This window comes from Corynebacterium sp. HMSC062A03 (genome assembly GCF_001811145.1).
Lineage (GTDB): Bacteria > Actinomycetota > Actinomycetes > Mycobacteriales > Mycobacteriaceae > Corynebacterium > Corynebacterium aurimucosum.
Genome location: NZ_KV803659.1, coordinates 1 through 21782, shown reverse-complemented (window position 1 = coordinate 21782; position 21782 = coordinate 1). Strand labels below are relative to the sequence as shown.

Here is a 21782-nt window from a genome sequence, read left to right as displayed (position 1 = left end):
CATGAGCACACGCATGGCATCACCCAACCTTGCCGCCACGCTACGGTACGCCGGTCACGACCTCAAGCGATTGCGCCGCGACCTACCAACGCTCTTCTTTAGTATTGGGCTACCGATCATCTTCTACATTCTCTTCGGCGCGATGCAAGAATATGGCGACGTTGAGTTCAACGGCGGAAACGTTGCTGCCATGGTCATGATCGGCATGGCGCTCTATGCCGGTGCCACAGGTGCTGTAGGCGCTGCTGGCTCAATGATCGCAGAGAACCGCGCGGGGTGGGGCCGGCAATTGGCTCTTACTCCCCTGCAGCCTGTCCAGCTGGGAATCGCTCACTTCCTCAACATTGCGGTTCGAGCTATCTTGCCTATCGCCGCCGTTTTCATCACTGGGGCGCTGACCAAAGCCAACATGCAGCTGGAACAGTGGGTGCTGGCTTTTCTTGCTACCGTAGCCTGCGCCATCCCCTTCGGCTTCTACGGCATGGCTTGGGCCATGCTCATTCCATCGGAAAACAGTGTGTCCATTGCTTCCTCTAGCATAGTCATCCTCGCCTTTGCCGGAAACGTCTTCATGCCGCTCAAGGAAAACCTTCTTGACGTAGGACGCTTCTCCCCCATGTACGGCGCACAAGCTCTTGCTCGTTGGCCGCTGTCTGAAGGAGCTCAAATGATCAATGGCCATCAGCTTTTTATCAAAGATCCTCTCTGGTACGCATGGGTTAGTATCGCGGTATGGACAGTGGTTTTCGTCGGGACGTGCTTACTTCTTCGCAGCCGCGACAAAGACCGAGCATGATGCACAGCTTCAAGGCCCGCGATGCCGCCTTCGCCGCAGTCTGGCTGATATTTCTCCTTCCTGTACTGCTGCAAATCCTCTTCCAACCCACTACTTCTGCAGGACGGCGTTTCTGGGCAGTGGCAATCACCGTCGTCTTCTGCGTGGCCTATTCTCTTGCTTTCGGAACGTTGCACTCCTACCCACAGGAGTGGTCCTACCAGCGTCGCGTAGCTACGTGGTGGCTCATCCTCGCACTGCTAGCGCTTTTAGCTATTCCATCTCACGGTGTCTGGGCTGTGGTCTTCGCGCCCTACCTTGGGGCCTTAGTGTCCTTCACACAACCGCTCAAAACAGCGTCCACCATCATTGCCCTGACCGGTGCCGTAGTTGGTATCCCTCTTTGGTTTTACGCGGAGCAGCGCTTTATCGATTTCGCACTCATCCTCTTCGGGTGGCCGCTGCTCATCTTGACGCTGGGCACTTTGTCCCAGCGCGATGACACTGAAACCGCCTTGCGCCACGACTTGGATTTAGCTCAACAACGTGAAGACATCGCCGCAGATATTCACGATCTCCTCGGTCATACCCTCACGGCTATTAATCTCAAGTCAGAAGTAGCCCTCCGCCTGATCGACCATGATCCGTCGACAGCAGCCGCCGAGCTCGAGGAAATTAGCGCTCTTTCAAGGCTGTCCCTTGCAGAGATCCGCTCGACAGTTACACGGATGAAGAACCCCACTTTTGCCGGTGAGATCCAGGCGGCCCGCCGCATCTTGGACACTGCCGGAATCACAACCCACCTTCCCGATACATTTACGCAGCCCCAGTCACATGAGGATCTTTTCTCCTGGGCACTGCGGGAACTCACCACCAATGTGGTGCGGCATTCTGGTGCCACGGAGTGCTGGGTAACCCTAGACGAAAACTCCTTGCAAGTGACGGATAACGGCGGCGGCTTCACGGAGGACGCTAAGCAGGCGCTTGCCGCCGGCCTCACAGGCCTTGCTGGCCTTCGCCGCCGTGCTGACGACGCGGGCGGCGACCTCATAATCCGGCGTAGCGACGGCTTAACCTCTGTCCTCTTGACTCTTGAAAACACCACCGAGGTAAAGGAGTTTCAGCAGCCATGACAGTTTCGATCCGAGTTCTTATCGCCGAAGACCAGTCACTGGTCCGCGGAGCGCTCACTGCACTGCTCAACACCGAACCGGACATAGAAGTCGTAGCGGACTGCGCTTCCGGGACAGAGGTCGCTGCACTCGTCGCTAAGCACAGCGTTGACGTGGCTCTACTGGATATTGAAATGCCCGGCATGAACGGCATCGATGCGGCACAAACTATCGCAGATACTGGCTGCCGCAGCCTTATCGTCACCACATTCGGGCGCTCTGGTTACGTCAAGCGTGCGCTCCAGGCAGGTGTCGATGGCTTTCTGGTCAAAGACACCCCGCCCGACGAACTCGCTGATGCCATCCGCCGAGTCCATTCCGGTATGCGAGTCATCGATCCGCAGCTTGCTCAAGATATTCTCTTCTCCCCCGACAATCCTTTGAGCGAAAGAGAAGTAGAGGTCTGTCGCCTACTGCTGCGTGGGCTCGGCTCCGCCGACATCGCTTCACAGCTTCACCTCAGCGGCGGGACCGTGCGCAACCACGTCTCCGCAATTATGGCGAAGACGCGGGCAGCAAATCGCTTCGAAGCTGCACGGCGAGCCGAAGCTAATGGCTGGATTTAGGAGGGACTTAGAGCAGGATCTGCGCGAGCACAGAACCGACTACGCAGGAGGTAACGACAGAGATGGCGCCGGGGATGATGAACGAGTGGTTGATGACGAATTTGCCGATGTGTGTCGTACCGGTTCGGTCGAAGCCAATGCAGGCCAAATCGGAGGGGTACGTCGGCAGAATGAAGTAGCCGTAAGCAGCACCGTAGAAGCCCACGATGACCGCTGGGTCAATGCCTAGCTGGAGCCCGATGGGAGCAATAGCTACGAGTGCCGCAGCCTGGGAATTGACCAGCTTAGACACGATAACCAAGACGACAGCGTAGGCCCATGGAGCGGCTTCGACGACGCTGCCAAGGTTGGATTCCAGGGCATCGATGTGGGCTTGGAAGAAGGTGTCTGCCATCCAGGCCACGCCGAATACTGAGAACACTGCGGTCATACCAGCTTTAAAGACAGGAGTTGAGGCGATCTTCGCCGGTTCCACCTTGCAGCTCAGCAAAATGATGGCGCCGGCCACCAGCATATTCATCTGGATGACCAGGTTCATTGGGTATAATGCCAGCGTAACGGCCATACTGTTAAGAGAGCCGCACCGCCCCAACAGCAATCAGAAAGTCAACTAACCAGACATCTCATCGGCGTTAACGGCGCTCGCGCACGCGCACCGCGATGCGCACAGGCGAGCCATGGAATCCGAAGCGCTCGCGGAACTTGCGCTCCAAGTAACGGCGGTAGCCCGCATCCAGGAAGCCGGTGGTAAACAACACGATGGTCGGCGGCTGCGTGGATGCCTGGGTAGCGAACAGCACGCGCGGGAGGCGGTTATTGTTCATCGGCGGCGGGTTGGCGGCGATTGCCTCGCGCATCCAGTTGTTGAGCTGACCAGTCGACACGCGCTGATCCCAGCTCTCGAGAGCCTCGATCATGGCGGGTTCCAGCTTCTGCAGGGCGCGGCCGGTCTCCGCCGAGATATTCACGCGGGTCACCCACGGCAGGTGCCGCAGGTTCTCATCGATCTCGCGCTCCAAGTAGTAGCGGCGATCCTCATCCACAAGGTCCCACTTATTGAAGGCAATAACCAGAGCCTTACCGGCTTCCAAAATCATATTGAGAACGCGTTGGTCTTGCTCGGAGACTTCCTGGGAGGCATCGATAAGCATGATGCACACCTCGGCCGCGTCGATCACGCCGCGCGTGCGCAGCGAAGCGTAATACTCGTGCCCCTGCGCATTCTTGACCTTCTTGCGCAGGCCCGCAGTGTCGATGAACTTCCATAGCCGCTGATCCAGCTGCACCAAGGAGTCGACCGGGTCGACAGTCGTGCCGGCAGCATTGTCCACGACGGAGCGCTCCTCCGCCGTCAGCTTATTCAGAAGCGAGGACTTACCCACATTTGGCTTGCCCACCAGCGCTACGCGGCGGGGCCCAGAAGTAATCGAAGAATGGCGCGGTTCCTCAGGGAACAAACGCAGAATCTCATCCAAGACGTCGGCGCCACCCCGGCCGTGCTGGGCGGATACCGGCCACGGATCTCCCAAGCCCAGCGCGTAGAACTCGGCCATATCTGCGTACATCGTCTCCGAATCAAACTTGTTCGAGACGAGAATGACCGGAACTTCGGAGCGCTGCAGCTTTCGAGCCATCACAGCATCGGTTTCCGTGATGCCCACCTTGGTGTCCACCACGAACACGATGACATCGGCGGTCTCCATAGCCTGCTCTGCTTGGCGGGCGATGGCAGCGTGGATGCCCTTGACATTCGGATCCCAACCACCGGTGTCCTGAACGAAGAAGCGCTGGCCATTCCAGTCCGCCACGTAGGACACACGGTCACGGGTCACACCAGGATGGTCCTCCACCACTGCTTCACGGCGGCCAAGGAATCGGTTCACCAGGGAAGACTTGCCCACGTTCGGGCGGCCGACCACGGCCACAGTGCAGAGGTTTTCCTCAGTGTGCTCCTCGCCTACTCCGAAGGCATGCGATAGTGCTGCCCATTCCTCTTCGCTCAGTGGGGCATCACCTTCGGTCGGTTCGTCTTGCTCACCGAAATCAGCCTCGCCGAATTCCGAATCATCGAATTCTGACTCGTCAAACTCATAATCGAAGTCCTCGGAATCGAAATCTTTTTGCGCCCAGCCGCCGTGCGGATCGCGCACGACCTCTTCCTCGAGCTTGCCTACCGGATAATGAAACTCCGTCTCGAATTCTTCCGGCTGCTGCTCGGGATTCAGGTCCGGATTCTGCGGTTCATTAGTCATTCGAGGCCTCCTTTGCAGCAGATTCTTTCACGACGGCGATGAGTGCGTCGAGGACTTCCTCACGGGTCATCTCGGACGTATCGACGAGCACCGCGTCCTCAGCCGGGCGCAACGGCGAGGTGGCGCGGGAGGAATCTGCGGCGTCGCGCCGTTCGACGTCGGCAAGCACGGTGTCAAAATCCGATTCAATGCCGGCGGCGAGGTTCTGGTCGTGGCGGCGCTGCGCGCGGACCTCGGCACTGGCCGTCATATACGCCTTCGCGGGGGCATCCGCGAGAACGACAGTGCCGATGTCACGTCCTTCCACAATCGCGCGGTGGGCCTGTGCCGACAGCTTCCGCTGCAGTTCAACAAGGTTCTGACGTACTTCCGGGATTGCCGATACCGCCGAGACATTGCGGGTGACCTCATCCTCACGGATAACGCGGGAAACGTCTTCACCATCGAAGATAACCTGGGTGGAATCAGGGTCATCGGAGACCTCAAGGGGAAGGTCTGCAGTCGCGGCAATCACCGCTTCAGTATCTGCCGGGTCCACCCCTGCGCGCAGTACAGCCAGAGTAGCTACGCGGTACATGGCCCCAGTGTCGACATACTTCGCCTCAAGCCGCTTGGCCAGCGCACGGCACGTCGTGGACTTACCGGTCCCAGAGGGGCCGTCAACAGCCAAGATGAGGCCTTGATCGGGCATATTTGAAATCATTACATCCCCACCGCCTTGTACAGGCTGGTCAATTCATTGGAGTTAAGAGCACGCAGGGAGCCAGGCTTCATATCGCCCAGCTGTACTGTGTGAAGCTTGGTGCGCACGAGGCGCTGAACTGGGTAGCCGGCTTCCTTCAGCATGCGGCGAACGATGTGCTTGCGCCCCTCGTGCAATTCGACACGCACCAGCGAATAGCCCTGGTTCTTGTCCACGATTTGCACATAGTCTGCCTGTGCCAGGCCATCTTCCAATTCGATGCCCTCACGCAGTTGGCGAACCAACTTCTTATCGGCCTCCCCCAGCACGGTAGCCAGGTAAGTCTTAGAAACCTCGTACTTAGGGTGCATGAGGCGGTTAGCAAGCTCGCCATCATTAGTCAGTAAAAGTAGGCCCTCGGTGTCAGCATCGAGACGACCGACATGGAATAGGCGCTGACCAGCCACGACGCGGTCAGCCACGACATCGCCCACACAGGGCCGGCCCATGTCATCCGACATGGTGGACTGCATCCCGCGGGGCTTGTTAAGCACGAAGTACTGCGTCTCTTCGTTGACGTTGATGCGAGTGCCATCGACTCGAATGACGTCCTTGTTGGGGTTCACGCGGGTGCCCTGCTTGATGATGACTTGACCGTTGACCTCGACTCGGCCTTCATCGATCAGGATCTCAGCGTGGCGGCGCGAAGCAACGCCGGCCTTGGCCAACACCTTTTGGAGGCGTTCGCCCTGGTTCTGGGAGTTCTTCTTGTTGTTGCCTTCTACCAACCAATCCGCGCCCAGGTCGCGGGCGATGGACTCTGCGGTGGCCTTCTTCTTTACATGCTGGTGGCGAGCCGGCTTAGCGTTTGAGACGATCATGTCGCTGTCACGCTTTTTCTTTTCCGGTGTGCCGTCGCGGCGAGCGGGTGGAGTCACGGGAGTGTGTCCTCTCAATAGTTCTTCAATTTGCTGGGCGTGAAAACACGCCTCTGTCCGGCCGCAATCCTACCGCAGAGTAGGCCTTTATGAGTAGTCCTCGTCGATCTGCTCGATGTCTGGCAGCAGTGGAGCAAGATCCGGAAGGCGCTCAAGAGAATCAATGCCGAGTAGCTCGAGGAAAAGCTCAGTGGTCGCATACTGGTGCGCATGTCCCACAGAGGGCTCAGGGCTTTCTATCTCCCGAATGAGTCCACGCAACAATAGTGTCCGGACGACTCCATCAACGTTTACGCCGCGAACACCTGCGACTTGAGCTCGGGTTACCGGCTGGCGGTATGCGATGACCGCCAAAGTTTCTAGGGCAGCGCGGGAGAGTTTGGTTTGGGTGCCATCGAGAACAAACTGCTCGACGGCATCTGCGTTCTCTTTACGCGTATAGAAGCGCCACCCCTCGGGTGTCTCGCGCAGATCGATACCGGAGCCGCGCTCGGTCAGTTCTCGTTCGACAGCCCGCAAGGTATCGCTGACATCAGTAGGCTCCGCGTCCAACACACGGGCCAGCTCTTCCACGCTTGCAGGCGAGTCGACGACGAGCAGTATCGATTCGAGGCGCGAACGCAGCTGCGGGATGAGGGGCAAAGCTCCCTGTCCGCTAGAGAGGGCCGCTTCACTAGGTGCCGGGAATGACGTGTCGTCCATGTCTGGGTAGCGTACCTTAATCCCAGTTCGCCGCGGCGACCACGGCCGGATCCACGTCGAGCCCAGTCCACGATAATTCGAGCGGACCCAAAGATTCCGGCTGGGAAGCATCCACAGCCTTGGCTTTATATAGCTCCAGCAGCGCTAGGAAGCGGCCGACGACTTCCATAGAGACAGTACAGTCCCGCGTTAAGGCATCGAAGCTCATCCACTGCCCCGTGCCCAGCAATTTGAGTGTGGTGAGGATCTTTCCGGCCTGCTCCGGCACGGAAACGGCAACTTGGTGGATGTGCCCCGTCGCGACCTCCTCCGGCGGCTTGGGACGGAAGACGCCCGCGGCCAGCTCTGCGAAGCTCGCTGGGGTGTGTCCCAGCTTCACCGGCGGGAGGAGATCACTAAAGCGCTCCTCCATGGCCACCGCCCGCGGATAGCGCCGCTGGGCGGCACGTTGCCACTGCGCGAACTGGTCGGCAACTTGTTTATAGGCCTTATACTGCAGCAGACGCGCGAAAAGAAGATCGCGGGTCTCCAAAAGCTCTAGGTCCTCCAAATCATCAACCTCGCCGCGCGGTAGCAAACGCGCCGCCTTCAGGTCCAGGAGTGTGGCGGCAATAAGGAGGAACTCCGTGGTCTCATCCAAGTCCGCAGTTTCTCCCAGTGCACGTGTATAAGCCACAAACTCGTCAGTGACTTCAGACAGCGCCACTTCCGTAACGTCCAGCTTCTTTGCCTGAATCAGCTGGAGCAGTAGATCGAACGGGCCCTCGAAGTTGCCCAGCGCGATGCGAAAGCCGGTGATCTCCGGTTGAGTCATAGTAGGTGGCTAGCCGTTAGCCCGCTCAATGACCTCTTTAGCTAGGTCGCGGTACTGCTTGGCCGCCTGGGAACTCGGGGCCCACGTAGTAATGGGCTCGCCGGCGACAGATGTTTCAGGGAAACGCACAGTGCGGGTAATCACCGTGTCGAAGACCTTGTCCCCGAAATACTCCACTACTCGGTCCATGACCTCCCGGGCGTGACGGGTGCGGCGATCAAACATGGTGACCAGAATACCCATGATCTCGAGGTCAAAATTGATTCGGTCAGCCACCTTCTCCACAGTATCGGTCAACAAGGCGAGACCACGCAGGGAGAAGAACTCACATTCCATAGGAATGATGACGCCCTGCGAACAGGCCAAGGCGTTGACGGTCAGCAGGCCCAGGGAGGGCTGACAGTCAATGATGATGAAGTCATAGTCCTTGCGCACAGGGCGCAGCGCGCGGGCCAGAGTGTGCTCGCGGCCTACCTCGTTGACCATCTGGATCTCCGCGGCGGACAAGTCGATGTTGGCTGGAACAAGGTCGAGCCCAGCCACACCGGTATGCACAATCGCCGAGTGCACCGAGACCTCGCTGTCAAGCATGACGTCATAGATGGTGTCCTGGATCTGGTCGTGAGTCAGGCCTAGACCAGCCGAAAGAGCACCCTGAGGATCCAAGTCAACGAGGAGGACTTTACGCCCGAGCTCCGCCAAACATGCGCCCATGTTAATGGTGGACGTGGTCTTTCCCACGCCACCCTTCTGGTTGCACATGGAGATAATCGTCGCGGGACCATGCTTTTCCAACGGCTTTGGTTCCGGAAGCTCCCGCAGTGGGCGGCCGGTCAACCCGACCTGTGCTTCTGAGGCCTCAAACAGTCCCTCGTCGCTCACAGTCACACCTGCTTCCTTGACCTTACGGCCTCTCTGCGGCCTTTCCGCTTCGACACTGCAGCCCCGACCGGCGCTACATTCTTACATCCTTGTGATTATAGGGTACCCCTTGGGTGCCCGCGCCGCGATTATAGCTAGCACAAACCACAGAATAAACCCTGCAGCCTAGATTAAGAAAGCTCTTCCTTCGATGTCGAACGGCGCCTCTTCACGATAAACCCGACGATGAGAGCGATGATCCCGATGCCCACAATGCCCGCTGCGAGAGCGCCAGCTCCCACTTTCGAGCTATTCTGATCCTCGCTGTCAGACTCGTTAGCGCCATCAGAATCGAGCTGCTGCTCCGGCGGTACCTCACCAGCGTTCTCACGAGTCGGATCCGTAAGCGTCACTACCAGCTCCGCGGACTGAGTGTCCTTATTAAAGAACTGCATGATGAAAGGATTGTCAGGCTCCGTACCTTCTGGATAGGTCAACGTCATTGTGCGCGAGCCTTTATCAATCTCGCGCTTCACGCCTTCCACAAACTCGCCCTCCGCATTGAGGTAGCGCAGCGTGACCCCGTCATCCTCGAGATGCTTGAAGCGGTTGTACAGATCTAGAGCCTGCTTGAAGCCAAGCTTGGCGGTAATTGTCTGTCCGTCGATCGTGGATTCCAGGTTGACATAAGCCGCGTGGGAATCATCGACACCCTCCCAGCCGCGGCCAGTGCGCGGAGGACGCGCTTGGCCTTTTCCACCGCCATCCGTGGCAGGTGCCGAGCCGCCGGTGGCAGGATCATTTCCGCCTTCTTTTTCATCTCCGCCTGTGACACCCTGTGGTTCTCCGTTATCCCCAAGACTATCCTCACCACCTGGGTTCTGCTGTCCCCCTCCGAGGCTGTCCGGATCACCACTTTCAGCCGCGTCATTGAGTTCCTCGGCAGTTACCTCAGCATCTGCCACGAGCACGATAGTCATGGTCACGCCCTGGTAGGTAACCGGAACACTGATTTGTCCTCCAGCTGCCGGCGCGGTCACCGTTGCCGTACCACCAGAAGCGCTCACATTCCATCCATCGGAGGCCACGTTGACATCGACAGGCACAGGCAAGGAGACGGTTGTCGTCTGACCAGCCGGCACCGGGATGGTGGCATCTTGCGCGTGCGCAACCGCCGACCCAATCCCAGTTATTCCACCCTTCCCGCTCACGGGGCCGGCGACGATACCGGACAGCGGGGCTACGGTGATCGCGAAGGCCAGAGCCATCCCGCGATAAGCTCGGGAGAAAGATGCGGTTGAAGCCATAAGAATCCTTTTCATTGGTAGACGTCGTGATGATTCTAGGTGCCTTTAGGCACGTGGGTGCGCAGTGCGCCATACTTCGCGGAGCGAATCCGCGGTCACGTGCGTGTAAATCTGTGTTGTCGTCACGGAAGAATGTCCCAAGAGCTCCTGCACGGTACGTACATCCGCCCCGCCTTCTAGCAGGTGGGTAGCAAAGGAATGCCGCAAAGTGTGCGGAGAAATTTTAGTGCTCAAGTGTGCGCGCTGCGCTGCGGTCTTGATCGCGGCCCAGGCGCTTTGCCGTGACAAAGCCCTTCCCCGAGTGTTGAGGAATAAGGCGTGGGAGGCCCCCGTTGCCAAAACCGGTCGGGCACGCACCAGGTAGTTCTCTACCGCTTTCACCGCATGCGAGCCCAGCGGAACCAGGCGCTGCTTATCGCCCTTACCGCTCAGCAGGAGAATATCGCGCACCGACGTCGGTCCCTCACCCGTCACATCATCCACACTCAGCGAAATCACTTCGGAAATACGGGCGCCCGTTCCATACAGCATTTCCAAAAGGGCGCGATCCCGAATATCAATGGGTGTTGCGGATTCATTGGTGGGGATCGCGTTGAGGAGAGCCTCGACGTCGTGCACGCTGAGTGTCTCTGGCAACGCTTGCGCCCGCTTGGGCGGGGTCACTTCCGCAGCCACATTCGCCTCAATCATCCCCTCCGCTAGCGCAAACTTGTGCAAGCCGCGCGCCACAATCAGTGCGCGGCTAGCAGAGGACTGCGCCAAAGATTCTCGGAGAAAAACGAGGTAGTTTTCCACGTGCGCGCGGGTCACCCGGCGCAGATCCGTGATGCCGGATTCCGCGAGCCAATCAACGTAGCGATTGATATCTCGGCGGTAGTTGCTCACCGTATTCTTTGAGGCACCTTTTTCCACCATGAGGTGCATCAACCACGCTTGTCCAGCAGCTGCGGCGGGGCTTGACTGCGTCACAGCTTCTTCAGATCCGGTCCGGGGCGCCGTTGCGCTAGGAATTGCGGGCGCAGCTCGAAGGGCGCTTCGACCGAGCGCGCTGTGCGTCCCTCTTGCACGCAGGCATAAGCTGCGAGAATTCCCGCCACCGCAATCGAGTTCACGATCTCCCCCGCGAGGATTCGCTCGACGGCCTCTGCGAGGGGCACCCAGGCGAAATCCATGTCGGCTTCTTCATCGCCTTCGGCTGCGAGCTTCTCCACGGGGGACAGGCCACGCGCTAAGAAGACGCGCACGGCTTCCTCACAGAAGCCCGGGGAGGTCACCAGATCGGTCAACACTGCCCATTCCTCGGCGGCTAACCCGGCCTCCTCCTGGAGTTCGCGTTGCGCGCCGCTGAGCTCATCTTCATCCTTGACGTCGAGCAATCCGGCTGGTAGCTCCCACAGGCGCTTGGCGACGCTATGGCGGTACTGCTGCACCATGGCGACCCGGTTGTTCTCATCCAAGGCCACAACGGCGACAGCGCCGAGGTGCTCTACAATCTCGCGTTGCGCTACGACCTCCCCTGGCATGATGACGTCATCGCGACGTACGGCGATGATGGGAGCGTCGACAAGCATCTCGCTACCTACCGTGCGAAAATCGTGGGACATCTAGAGGTCCTTCGGCAGTGCCGGAGCTGCGCCTTCAGCATTCGCCGCAGAACCGTAGACGCCCTTACCGCCATCCAGCTGTTCCTTCACCGCCAGGACTGTCGCCATCTGGGACACTGGGTGATCAATAGAATCCACAGTGCTGATTCCTGTCTTGGCGGCACGCAGCTTATCCAATACTCCATCATCGCCGGCAGACTGCACTCGACCGGCATAGACCATAGCGGTGTCTACGGAATCAAAACCTTCGAGGAATTTGACGGTGGTATCGATAGCGTACTTCTTGGCAGGGCTGTCCTCATCATCCCCTGGGACCAAGCCGCCGCCCACGACAACGACTGCTTGGGCTGGAAGAATAGTCCCGTCTTTGTAGTCGATATAGCCGGCATCGCGCAAGGCACGAAGCAAGGTGGCCCGGTCCTCAACGCTGGCAAGAGGCTGGGTTGTTTTAGCATCCATCAGCAGGCCCGCGGCGAGAGCTTGGCCGGAATGAGTACCGGCGTCGACTTTCTTTTTGTCGAGCTTCGCGCCGGCCGGCAAGGTAGAGGTGACGAGGGACAGGAGCTTGTCTGCCGAATCTTGGGCAAGGAATTTATCGGTCAGCTTGATGCTTCCGGCATCGGTGGAATCCGCCGAGCCCAGCAGATCCTTCACGGCCTTAACATCGGCATCATCAGCATCGGGCATGCTCAGCACCATGACTGGGCGCTGGACTAGGGTTCCATCGACTACGAAACGGCCGAGTTCGCCCATGACGGAATCCGCAGAGTCCAACTGGGCCTCTGCAATATTATTGTCCATCACCAGCTCGCTGTACTTTTCCCGCACCTCATCAGTGGATTCACCTCCGGGGCCCGGGGCGGAATCCATGTTGGGGGCGATCACCAGTGTGCCGAGCGCGATGCCTAGTGCTGCGCCGAAACCGAGCCCGGCAACGACCAAGGATTTAGGCGACATCATCACTTGAACCACCCCTGCACGCTCAATGCGAAGTTATTCCAGGTATCGATCAAGTTCTGGAGGAAGGATTCGTCGCCCCCCAAGCCGACGATCAGAATAACCACGGCGAGCGCCACGAGAATGCCGAGCAGCGCCCACAGCCACCCCATAGCGCCGGAATTCGGCGCAGTATAGAGGTTAATAACAGCGTCCGCATCCACCAGGCGCGTTCCTGCCTTCATGTGGCACAGCAAGGCCGCCGGCGTAGCATTCGGCTCATTGGCGAAGATGTCATCGAGATCGAGGGCTCCCCCGACCTGCACGATCATCTGGGCTTCGTGGTAGTCCGCTAACAGAAGGGCAAGGTCGGTGGCTGAGTCCGTAGCTGCCGGGAAAGTCATCGCGCCGATCCCCAGATCCTGAATGCGCTCAAGCCCTTCAGCAGTCCCGTCTGGCTCAGCGGGAAGAATGACCTGGGCGCCGCTGCGCAAGGTTTCCGAGCTCACCTCGGAGGGGTTTCCCACGATGAAGTGGGGCTGGTAGCCCAGCTCTACCAACGTATCGGCTGCAGAATCCACGCCAATGATGATGGGTTCATACTCGCGGATGAAATTGCGCAGAAGTGTCAGCTTCTTACGGTGTTCCTCGGAGGGCGAAACCACGAGTACTTTACGGCCAGCCATGTCGGAACCCGCATCGGGTACGCCCAGGCCGTCAATGAGCAGGGGCCCCTCGGAGTGAATGAACTCGATGGAGTTGCCGAAATATGCCTCCATGTGGTCGATGAGTTCCTGTTGGGCAGAAGCGAAATTCTTCTCCGCACGGTCACGAGTAACTACCGTTCCGGAGGACAGCTGGGTATCACCAGAATAAATCGCGCCGTCCTCAGTGAGTCGTGCCTTCTTTCCATCCTTGAAGTTGCTCACGAAGTCTTGACCGACGCCCTCAACGAGGGTGACGTCGGCGTCGAGAAGCATATGCGGGCCATAGTTCGGGATAGAACCAGTGGAAAACTCGGCGACATTGATAACGGCGGCCGGCTTCATGTCCACGAGGGTCTGGGCCTCTTGGCGGGAAATATTGGCAGCGTTGATGACGGCGAAGTCACCAGCGCTAAACTTCTTCATGCCTTTGCCACCCGGGGTGCAATCACGCAGCGCGCCGTGTTCTCCAGGCAGATCGGTGTTACGGGAAAACAGACTCATGCCTGACAGTTTCCCCTGTTAAGGGCTCAATGTGTGGAAGGCGCGCGGAAAGTCTCAACTTCTGCTTGAGCTCTATCAAAAAGCTCCTGAGCGTGCGCGCGACCGGTCTCGGTGTCATCGAGACCAGCCAGCATACGAGCGAGCTCCTCGACGCGCTCCTCGGCGGTCAAATCCGCCACGCCTGACGTGAACTTCTCCTTAGACACATGCAGGTGCGAATCTGCATAGGCAGCTACCTGGGGCAGGTGGGTAACGCAGATGACCTGGTTGGTAGTCGAAAGCCGTGCTAGGCGACGTCCGATCTCCACCGCCGCGCGCCCTCCGACACCGGCATCCACCTCATCGAAGACCAGCGTGGTGCCGTCGTCACTGGCCAGAACAACCTCCATAGCCAGCATGACGCGGGAGAGCTCACCTCCCGAGGCCGCGGAAGCTAGCGGTTTGCCGTTGAGCTGGAACTCAACCTCATCCGCGCCACTTTTGGAATATTTGGTCTTCTTCACGGCGGCCGTCAAGGTGGAGTTTGGCATGGCCAAGCCGTGAATCTCTTCGGAGACCTGAGCACCGAGTTTCTTCGCTGCCTTGGTACGGGCAGCAGTGAGTGCTTCTGCCTTGGCCACCATCGTCTTTTCGGCCTCCATTACTTCCTTCTTCAAGGCCTCGAGGGCCTCGGTGGAGGTATCCAAGGTCGCAAGTTTGGCTTCAGCGGCGTCCCGCCAGGCCAGAACTCCATCGATGTCAGCGGCATACTTGCGCGTGAGGAGCTTGAGCTCTTGCTGGCGTTGCAGAGATTCCTCGAGGAGGTTGGGATCCGCGGGCAGATCGCTCAAATACGTGGTGAGCTCAGCAGCGATATCGGTCAGCTGTGTGGTGACTTCACTCAACCGCTCTCCTAGCCTGGTCAGCTCGGCATCGCTCGCCCCAGTTAGTGCCGATTCAGCTGCACCGACAAGGTTGACAGCAGTGTCCTCATCACCAAAACCTTCACCGCCGTCCAAGGCGCTCAGAGCAGTGGCGGCGCCTTCGCGCAAAGCATCGACGTCTTGCAAACGCTTAATCAGAGCTACGAGCTCAGCATCCTCACCGGGCTCCGGTTCGAGATCAGAAATCTCCTTAATGGCGAACTGCAAGCGGTCCACCTCTTGGGCCATCTCACGGCGGGACTCCATCCGGTGCTGGTAGTCCTTGGCCAATGCGCGCCACTGCCTAAAAGCCTCGGTATACGCAGTACGGATCTTCTCGATGGAAGGCTCGAAGCGATCGATGGCGGCCAGCTGTTGATCAGCCGACAGCAAGCGCAACTGGTCATTTTGCCCATGCACAGTGATGAGGTGGGAAGCGAATTCCCCCAACGTCGCCGCCGGCACCGAACGCCCGCCCAAATAGGCACGTGAGCGCCCTGCCGCAGACACCGTGCGGGAGGCGATATACTCACCGTTTTCATCCGGCTCTCCTCCTGCGTCCTCGACCAAAGCCGCCACAGCCGGTGAATCCGAGGAAAAATGACCTTCCACGGCCGCCTTTGAGGCCCCATCGCGCACGCGTGATGCATCAGCGCGACCGCCAGCTAGCAGGCGCAAGCCGGTCACGACCATGGTCTTACCGGCGCCAGTTTCACCGGTAAGCACGGTTAGCCCCTGCGAGAGCTCCGCAGCGGAGCTTTCGATAACGCCGAGGTCAGAGATGCTGATATCTACGAGCACAGTGCGGTATCTTCCTTCCTGAATACGCGTTAGGGCAGTTAATGCCGGGGCCCGCGCCAACCTTCCACGGGCAGGCGGAGCTTGGACACGAGGCGGTCGGTGAAGGGCTGCTGGTCCAGCCGAACCCAGCGCACGGGCCTTTCACCACGCACGATTTCCACTCGCGAACCCGGCGGCATAGAAATCTCGCGGAAACCATCGAGGATTACCACGGCCGGAGTCGTAGCCGAGGCTGATTCCACCGCCACCTGCGAATCCGGAGAGACCACGAGTGGTTTGGTGAACAGCGCATGCGCATTGTTAGGAACCACAAGGATGGCATCGAGGGAGGGCCACAATACCGGCCCGCCAGCTGAGAAGGCATAGGCTGTGGAGCCCGTCGGAGTGGAGATAAGAACACCATCGCACCCAAAAGCTGAAACTGGGCGCCCATCCACTTCGAGGATGGCATCGAGGACCCCTGAGCGGTTGAGGTTCTCAATCGAGGCCTCATTGAGCGCCCAGCTACGCTCCCGCAGCTTTCCCTCGGCATCAAACACTGCAACGTCAATGGTCAGGCGGTCTTCGACGTCATAGGATTGCTCGATGACGCGCACCAACGCTCGATCCAAAGACTCCGCTTCCCACTCTGCGAGGAAGCCCACGTGCCCCAGATTGATGCCTAGGACGGGGACGTCCACTGCACGTGCCATGTCAGCAGCGCGCAAGAACGTGCCATCACCACCGAGCACGAGGACTAGCTCACAGCCTTCGGCTGCCGCCGGCGTATGCCTCACGTGCTGCAGCCCAGGGAGAACGGTGTCCGCTCCGCAGACGCGTACCTTGATGCCAGCCTCCTGCAGCAGCTCTGCTGCACGGTGCGTGGCAGCGAGGTTATCCTCGCGGCTAGCGTGCGGGACAAGAAGAATTTCGCGGCGAGTGGTGCCCTCCGCGGCGCTAGTCCTGCTCACTGGGGTCCTTCCTTGATTGCCGTGTCGATCAGTACATCCAGCTTATCTTCTGGGGTGGACAAGCCATCCTTGACCAACCACAGGAAGTATTCGACATTGCCGCTTGGTCCGGGTAGCGGGGATGCCGCCGCGCCTTTGACGCTCAATCCGAGCTCTTGAGCAAAGACGGCCACATCCTTGGTAACTTCTGCGCGAAGCTCAGGCGAGCGCACAACTCCGCCGGCCCCAATCCGGTCCTTGCCCACTTCAAACTGCGGCTTGACCATAGGCAAAAGCCACGCGCCGTCCGCCATACATTTAACGATTGCCGGAAGTACCAGCTTCAGGGAGATAAAGGAAAGATCCCCCACCATCGCGTCGCAAGGCCCATCCGTCTGTTCCAGAGTCAGGTTGCGAATATTGGTGCGGTCAAGCACAATAACGCGCTCATCATTTTGCAAACGCCACAATAGCTGTCCATAGCCCACGTCAACAGAAAGCACTTCTGCGGCACCGCGACGCAAACAGACATCAGTAAAACCGCCGGTGGACGCGCCCGCGTCCAAGACACGCTTGCCTTTGAGGTCAACGTCGAAAGCCGCGAGCGCACCGAGGAGTTTGTGCGCGCCTCGCGACGCCCAATCATCACCCTCGCTGGCCTCGACCTTGATAGACACCTCTGGCTCGACCACTGTCGCGGGTTTCGTAGCCTTGAAGCCCCCAACCGTCACCCGACCAGCCTTGATCATCTCAACGGCTTGTTCTCGTGAGCGCGCAATCTTGCGGCGTACCAACTCTGCGTCGAGACGGCGACGTTGCGGTGGCATGATTAGATCCTCTTTCCCCTAGATTCCTCGGCGATTCGCGCTAATTATCTTGGAGCGCATCGCGCAACACGGTATGTGCGCGGTCCAGCTGGGCTAACTCTTCCTCAAGAGTCTCTACGGGCTCGGTGAGGATCTCGGTGATGGAGGCATCGAGGGTCTCTGGAGCCAACACTGCGCGCGGGTCATGGGGTTTTACCGCCATGTGGACACTACCCTCTCCGCGGCTTCGCTCCGCGGCTGAATGTAGCGCGGCGGTTCGGAACCGGCCCAGGCCACTTCAAGTACGGTACGAAGTGCCTCGACGGACGTCGATTTCTCAGTACCGCCCTGGAGAACAATGTCATAACCGTCGAAGCGTGCCTTGAACCCGCCCTGGGCTCCCGGACGTGCTTGGGCCTCAGACAACGAGAGCTCATGGAATCCGGCACCGATGAAATTCGGGCGCTCTTCTGGCTTCGCTTCAATGAGTGCCAGCTCACGCGATACACCTGTAAGCACGTGGAAGGTATCCATAGCCGCGTTGTTGCCGCCAACGATATCGGTGTCAAGACGGTCCCCTACAGCAAGGGGCTTCGACGAGTTCACCAGCTTGGCTGCCTGCGTAAACATAGCGGGCTCAGGTTTACCAGCCGAAATTGGTTCCACCCCTGTCGTGGAAACTACGGCTGCGACGAGTGAGCCATTACCCACCGCCATTCCGCGCTCCGTCGGAAGTGACGTATCAAGGTTTGAGGCATAGTACTTCGCACCTTGGTTAATAGCGAGCGCGCCTTCAGAGAGTTGTTCCCACCCCACTGATTTATGCATGCCCTGCAGTACAGCAGCAGGCTTGTCATCAGCACTATCAACAACGACGAAACCGGCATCGCGCGCTAGCGAGCGGAAGGAGTCCGCACCGATGACGAGGACCTTGGCGCCAGCCGGCAGATCCTCACGAGCAATCTTGACTACCGCTTGCGCTGAGGTAACAACGCGATTGGCATCGGTCTCAAGACCGATCTCTTCGAGCATATCGGCTACGGTTTGGGGGCTGCGCGAAGCATTATTCGTGACATAAACAGCAGGGACGCCGCAAGAATTGATCACGTCAACCACGCACTGAAGGGCTTGTCCGCCCTCCCACACAGTTCCGTCAAGATCCAGCAACAGTGAATCGTGGGTTTTGAGAATACTCATTATTTACACTCGGCCAGACGCTCTGCGGCGTCGGTCCAGTCTCCTTCATCAATGTCGATCGCGTGCTGGAACCATTCCTGTGCCTCGTCTTTACGGCCAGCTTCCAGCAAGGCGTTGGCATAGGCATAGGAAAGGCGGCACGCGGACACACCCGTGGCATCCTTCGTGGGTTGCGCACGCTGAATCGTGACCACTGCGGAATCTGCCTGGCCCATGTCCAACCGCGCGCCTGCAGCGACGATGGCCAATTCGACGGCATCCTCTGGACTAAGCTCCTTAGCCTCCTCGCTACGCCACAGCTCGACAGCTTTCTCAGGGCGCCCAAGTCCGCGCTCGCAATCAGCCATGACAGCCATCAAACCAGGGCCACCGGAAATGCGGCGTGCTGCGCGCAGCTCCGCGAGTGCTTCCTTCCACTCGCCGGCGCGGTACGCAGCGATTCCGTTCATCTCACGAGCAACCGAAACACGGCCTGCACGGTCTTTGGCAGCACGGGCATGGCGAAGTGACAGCTGTGGATCGTCATCAAGCCACGTCGCCGCCATGATGAGGTGCTTAGCCACTGCTTCGGAGTTTTCCTTCGAAAGCGAAGAGAGGTCCTGCAAAACCGAGGGATCGAGATCAGTGATATCGATATCAGAAGGCAGGTCCGGGTCCGTCATGCGGCGGTTGATACGCTCCTCACGGTAGCCCGAACGCTGCGGATGCGAGGCTTTGTTCTTATCGCGACCATGGCGCTTTCGATCATTGCGGCGCTCATCACGGCGATCACTGCGGCGCTCTTCACGACGCCCCGATGCGCCACCACGTTTTTCAAACTTGCGGCCCCCAGAGCGGTTGTGCCCACGGTTGCCTTCCGAGGAACCTTCGCGGCCACGGCGGTGGTCGCGGGAGTTGGATTCAGACATTAAAGCTATGCACTTTCTGCGGTTGACGCGTCCGTATGTACCGAACCAGTCTACAGGTCAGCGAAACAAAACCGGCAATACACTGGCTAGTAAGTGAAACGGCCCACAACCACCGATTGACGTCCAAGACTCACGAGAATTAAAGAGGAAAATCCAACCTGTTCAGTGGCCACCAACAATGCCTCACGCGGTCTAAGCCAGCAGTCACCTGGGAAGCGGATAGTCCATGTTCCACGCTTCCATGCTCCAGTTGCTTCCCGCGGACAACGGCCCAGAATGTCCAGCCATTATTATGAATGGCGTCAAGACGAATCCTATGGCGATCCTTCGCCATGACCGCGCCTTCCTCAATCAGTCGGTCCGGGCGCAGTCCCTCTACGGTCACGTCAAGCATGCGCGATTCGCCGTTTGGCGCCACAACGAGAGCTTTCGTGGCATAAAAATGCCCCTTCTTTCCAGCCTTTGCACCTTTCTCTTCGTGGAAAAGGCTCCCGAGGAGGACTGGGTAGAAATCTATCCAACCATTCTTCCAAGCCTTGCTGATCCTCAAAGCGAAGAAGATATGCCGAGCTACAAGAAAAAGGAAGTAAAGCAACAACCCGCCAAGGAGAAACGCCAATAATCCTGGAATCTGCATGCTGTTCAGCAGTAAACCGAAGAAGAAGATAAAAGCTGCTATCAAGACCATCGCACCGAAAAAGACTAGCCCGTCGCGGATAGCACGCATCTGAGGCACTGGTTCCTCTGCCTCAAAGACGCGACACAGGCCATAGGGAGAAGGACTATCGTTCTTTCGCCTAAAGGGCACAGCCTTCAAGTCCCTCAGGAAGGTCGCATTATAAGCATGCGTAAACAGACTCGATGATTGTGAAAACCTCATCTACTTCTCCTCAGCGGCCCCTCAGAACGAAGTGCATATACGGAAATCATTCTAGTTCGCGGGCGGATGAAGGTCCGCTATCTATAAGTGCAGACCTGGATGTGCATTCATCCAAGTTGCTGGTCCTGGGCTGTTTGCGGTGTGGTGTGAAGCTTTGGACTACGCCACCCCACAGGAAGTAGAAACCGAGTACTATCTCACCCAGCCCATCAACACAGGGTCGTAAAAGAAGCGGAACTAAACCCAGGACGCTTCATTCTCCCTCACGATGCTCACAGTGGTGATTTTCGCCTTACTACCCATGAAGATAGTTGGAAGGAAGTTGAGTGATATTCATGACTGGTTCAAGTTATCGATCAAGAGTATTTGGATATAATTTTAGTCGGATCGTACTTATCTTCGCAGTACTCTTATTGTGTGTCTACTTCTTGACCAGAAGAGATCAAACCGCCTTTATCACATGCGGTCTTTTAGTGTCTCTGGCAATTTTCTTTAATGTCGGGGTGTTGCTGAATGATGAAATCCTTCGGATTTCAGTTCTTGGCATTCCAGTTAGCAACGTTCGTTTGGAATCTCTGAAGGGGGCGGAGATCCTTCCCTCGGGCCCCATACTCGAATCCCAAACGTTTGGGGTTCACTTCCTGGATGGCACTATTTCATTCCATGCCGGTTCTGCAAATATCCTCCTACACCGCAATATCGGAAGACCCATTCGCTTGACGGTTAAAGACCCAGAGGAATTTTTACACCTCCTAGCGGAGAACTCCGCTATTCGACCCGCTTCTCACAGTTAAGCCCCCGGTGCCGACACAACTGGCAACCAAAAGCATACCTCGAAGAGCTCCTCACTCAAGCATCACCCGATCTGACGCGTCAGATGCTCGGTGATTTCATCAAGCAAATTCTATCTTCCCAAGACGATACTGTCGGCAACGCTGACTACGGCACCACCAGCGACAACCGCGTCAACCACCGCAACGGCTACCGCCACCGACTACTGGATACACGGGTCAGCACCGTCGATGTGGCTATCCCGAAACTACGCCACGGTTCCTTCTTGTCTGACTGGCTGTTAGAACGACGAACCCGTAGCGAACGTGCCATGTAGATAAGCCTCTGGGCACTAAAGTACCCAGAGGTACTATGCAGTTGGTATGGACTGCGGAAGCTGCATTGACTGTCAGTAGCGCGAATACGAGGAGTGAAACATGGTAAATAATTGGAGCATAACGTCTTTTGCCCATTACATGAATTCGCTTTTTAAAGCGGTATTTTGCTCAAGAAAACCTCATTTCTTCCGGAGCTGTCGAGCTACGGGCAGCTTGGAGAACGGCTCAGTACGTCTACTGCGTATTCAGTGGCCTGTTACTTGGGGGTCTGTACTTTCAGGTCTGTACTTTTAGCATTTTCGGGTCTGTACTTTTAGGCTGTGTGCGAAAACAACGACGAAGCCCGTCACCGTTGAGTGGTTGCTCAAAGGGTGACGGGCTTGGTGTATTGAGTTGTTGTTGTTGTTTGGTGTCGGCGGTTTCTTACTCTCCC

Annotated in this window: 21 protein-coding genes and 2 pseudogenes; 4 read left to right on the top strand and 19 right to left on the bottom strand. The window is 58.1% G+C overall.

Annotated features, from left to right (window positions below; all coding sequences use genetic code 11):
- Nucleotide 1 precedes the first annotated feature (1 nt).
- The 3 genes from HMPREF2781_RS05070 to HMPREF2781_RS05060 are packed head-to-tail and all read left to right on the top strand — an operon-like array spanning nucleotide 2 to nucleotide 2513.
- Nucleotides 2-796: an ABC transporter permease gene (locus tag HMPREF2781_RS05070; RefSeq protein WP_070445115.1), complete on the top strand. Its 795-nt coding sequence runs from the start codon at nucleotides 2-4 to the stop codon at nucleotides 794-796.
- The gene (locus HMPREF2781_RS05065) at nucleotides 793-1908 is read left to right on the top strand and encodes a sensor histidine kinase (RefSeq protein WP_070445112.1); all 1116 of its coding nucleotides are present in this window, start codon (nucleotides 793-795) and stop codon (nucleotides 1906-1908) included. Before HMPREF2781_RS05070 ends, HMPREF2781_RS05065 begins: the two co-directional genes overlap by 4 nt.
- Nucleotides 1905-2513, top strand: a complete 609-nt coding sequence (locus tag HMPREF2781_RS05060) for a response regulator transcription factor (protein ID WP_070445109.1) — start codon at nucleotides 1905-1907, stop codon at nucleotides 2511-2513. Before HMPREF2781_RS05065 ends, HMPREF2781_RS05060 begins: the two co-directional genes overlap by 4 nt.
- A 7-nt stretch (nucleotides 2514-2520) precedes the next feature.
- Here the strand turns inward: HMPREF2781_RS05060 and HMPREF2781_RS05055 are convergent.
- The 19 genes and pseudogenes from HMPREF2781_RS05055 to HMPREF2781_RS04970 all read right to left on the bottom strand — a co-directional run.
- Nucleotides 2521-3051: pseudogene (locus tag HMPREF2781_RS05055) on the bottom strand (anaerobic C4-dicarboxylate transporter family protein); the annotation flags it as partial.
- 94 nt (nucleotides 3052-3145) lie between these two features.
- On the bottom strand, nucleotides 3146-4765 hold the full coding sequence (gene der, locus HMPREF2781_RS05050; protein WP_070644627.1) for a ribosome biogenesis GTPase Der: 1620 nt from the start codon (nucleotides 4763-4765) through the stop codon (nucleotides 3146-3148).
- A complete protein-coding gene (gene cmk / locus HMPREF2781_RS05045; protein ID WP_070445103.1) occupies nucleotides 4758-5468 on the bottom strand; it encodes a (d)CMP kinase in 711 nt (236 codons plus the stop codon). Before cmk ends, der begins: the two co-directional genes overlap by 8 nt.
- Entirely contained in the window at nucleotides 5468-6385 is a 918-nt protein-coding gene (locus HMPREF2781_RS05040; RefSeq protein WP_070644626.1) for a pseudouridine synthase, read from the bottom strand. Before HMPREF2781_RS05040 ends, cmk begins: the two co-directional genes overlap by 1 nt.
- Before the next feature lie 87 nt (nucleotides 6386-6472).
- Nucleotides 6473-7087, bottom strand: coding sequence for an SMC-Scp complex subunit ScpB (scpB, locus tag HMPREF2781_RS05035; protein ID WP_070644625.1), 615 nt, complete (start codon nucleotides 7085-7087; stop codon nucleotides 6473-6475).
- A gap of 16 nt (nucleotides 7088-7103) precedes the next feature.
- The gene (locus tag HMPREF2781_RS05030; protein WP_010186493.1) at nucleotides 7104-7901 is read right to left on the bottom strand and encodes a segregation and condensation protein A; all 798 of its coding nucleotides are present in this window, start codon (nucleotides 7899-7901) and stop codon (nucleotides 7104-7106) included.
- Nucleotides 7902-7910: 9 nt separating this feature from the next.
- The gene (locus tag HMPREF2781_RS05025) at nucleotides 7911-8789 is read right to left on the bottom strand and encodes a ParA family protein (RefSeq protein WP_210386006.1); all 879 of its coding nucleotides are present in this window, start codon (nucleotides 8787-8789) and stop codon (nucleotides 7911-7913) included.
- Nucleotides 8790-8953: 164 nt separating this feature from the next.
- Nucleotides 8954-10069 carry a hypothetical protein gene (locus HMPREF2781_RS05020; protein ID WP_070445090.1) on the bottom strand — a complete coding sequence of 372 codons (1116 nt, stop codon included), beginning with the start codon at nucleotides 10067-10069 and terminating at the stop codon, nucleotides 8954-8956.
- Nucleotides 10070-10114: 45 nt separating this feature from the next.
- Nucleotides 10115-10993: a site-specific tyrosine recombinase XerD gene (gene xerD / locus HMPREF2781_RS05015; RefSeq protein WP_070445087.1), complete on the bottom strand. Its 879-nt coding sequence runs from the start codon at nucleotides 10991-10993 to the stop codon at nucleotides 10115-10117.
- A 41-nt stretch (nucleotides 10994-11034) separates the two neighbouring features.
- Nucleotides 11035-11673, bottom strand: a complete 639-nt coding sequence (locus HMPREF2781_RS05010; RefSeq protein WP_070644624.1) for an NUDIX domain-containing protein — start codon at nucleotides 11671-11673, stop codon at nucleotides 11035-11037.
- The gene (locus tag HMPREF2781_RS05005; protein ID WP_070644623.1) at nucleotides 11674-12633 is read right to left on the bottom strand and encodes a copper transporter; all 960 of its coding nucleotides are present in this window, start codon (nucleotides 12631-12633) and stop codon (nucleotides 11674-11676) included.
- Complete coding sequence (steA, locus tag HMPREF2781_RS05000) at nucleotides 12633-13817, bottom strand: putative cytokinetic ring protein SteA (RefSeq protein ID WP_070445078.1); 1185 nt, start codon at nucleotides 13815-13817, stop codon at nucleotides 12633-12635. Before steA ends, HMPREF2781_RS05005 begins: the two co-directional genes overlap by 1 nt.
- Before the next feature lie 26 nt (nucleotides 13818-13843).
- On the bottom strand, nucleotides 13844-15520 hold the full coding sequence (recN, locus tag HMPREF2781_RS04995; RefSeq protein ID WP_070644622.1) for a DNA repair protein RecN: 1677 nt from the start codon (nucleotides 15518-15520) through the stop codon (nucleotides 13844-13846).
- A 38-nt stretch (nucleotides 15521-15558) separates the two neighbouring features.
- Entirely contained in the window at nucleotides 15559-16470 is a 912-nt protein-coding gene (locus HMPREF2781_RS04990) for an NAD kinase (RefSeq protein ID WP_070524808.1), read from the bottom strand.
- A complete protein-coding gene (locus HMPREF2781_RS04985; RefSeq protein WP_070644621.1) occupies nucleotides 16467-17276 on the bottom strand; it encodes a TlyA family RNA methyltransferase in 810 nt (269 codons plus the stop codon). Before HMPREF2781_RS04985 ends, HMPREF2781_RS04990 begins: the two co-directional genes overlap by 4 nt.
- A gap of 40 nt (nucleotides 17277-17316) precedes the next feature.
- On the bottom strand, nucleotides 17317-17478 hold the full coding sequence (locus HMPREF2781_RS12510) for a hypothetical protein (protein WP_168163676.1): 162 nt from the start codon (nucleotides 17476-17478) through the stop codon (nucleotides 17317-17319).
- Complete coding sequence (locus HMPREF2781_RS04980) at nucleotides 17469-18452, bottom strand: HAD-IIA family hydrolase (RefSeq protein ID WP_070644620.1); 984 nt, start codon at nucleotides 18450-18452, stop codon at nucleotides 17469-17471. Before HMPREF2781_RS04980 ends, HMPREF2781_RS12510 begins: the two co-directional genes overlap by 10 nt.
- Entirely contained in the window at nucleotides 18452-19360 is a 909-nt protein-coding gene (locus HMPREF2781_RS04975; protein WP_070644619.1) for a tetratricopeptide repeat protein, read from the bottom strand. Before HMPREF2781_RS04975 ends, HMPREF2781_RS04980 begins: the two co-directional genes overlap by 1 nt.
- A gap of 139 nt (nucleotides 19361-19499) precedes the next feature.
- On the bottom strand, nucleotides 19500-20087 hold the full coding sequence (locus tag HMPREF2781_RS04970) for a hypothetical protein (RefSeq protein WP_070644618.1): 588 nt from the start codon (nucleotides 20085-20087) through the stop codon (nucleotides 19500-19502).
- 973 nt (nucleotides 20088-21060) lie between these two features.
- Between HMPREF2781_RS04970 and HMPREF2781_RS12150 the strand changes: the two are divergent.
- Nucleotides 21061-21345: pseudogene (locus tag HMPREF2781_RS12150) on the top strand (transposase); the annotation flags it as partial.
- Nucleotides 21346-21782: the final 437 nt, after the last annotated feature.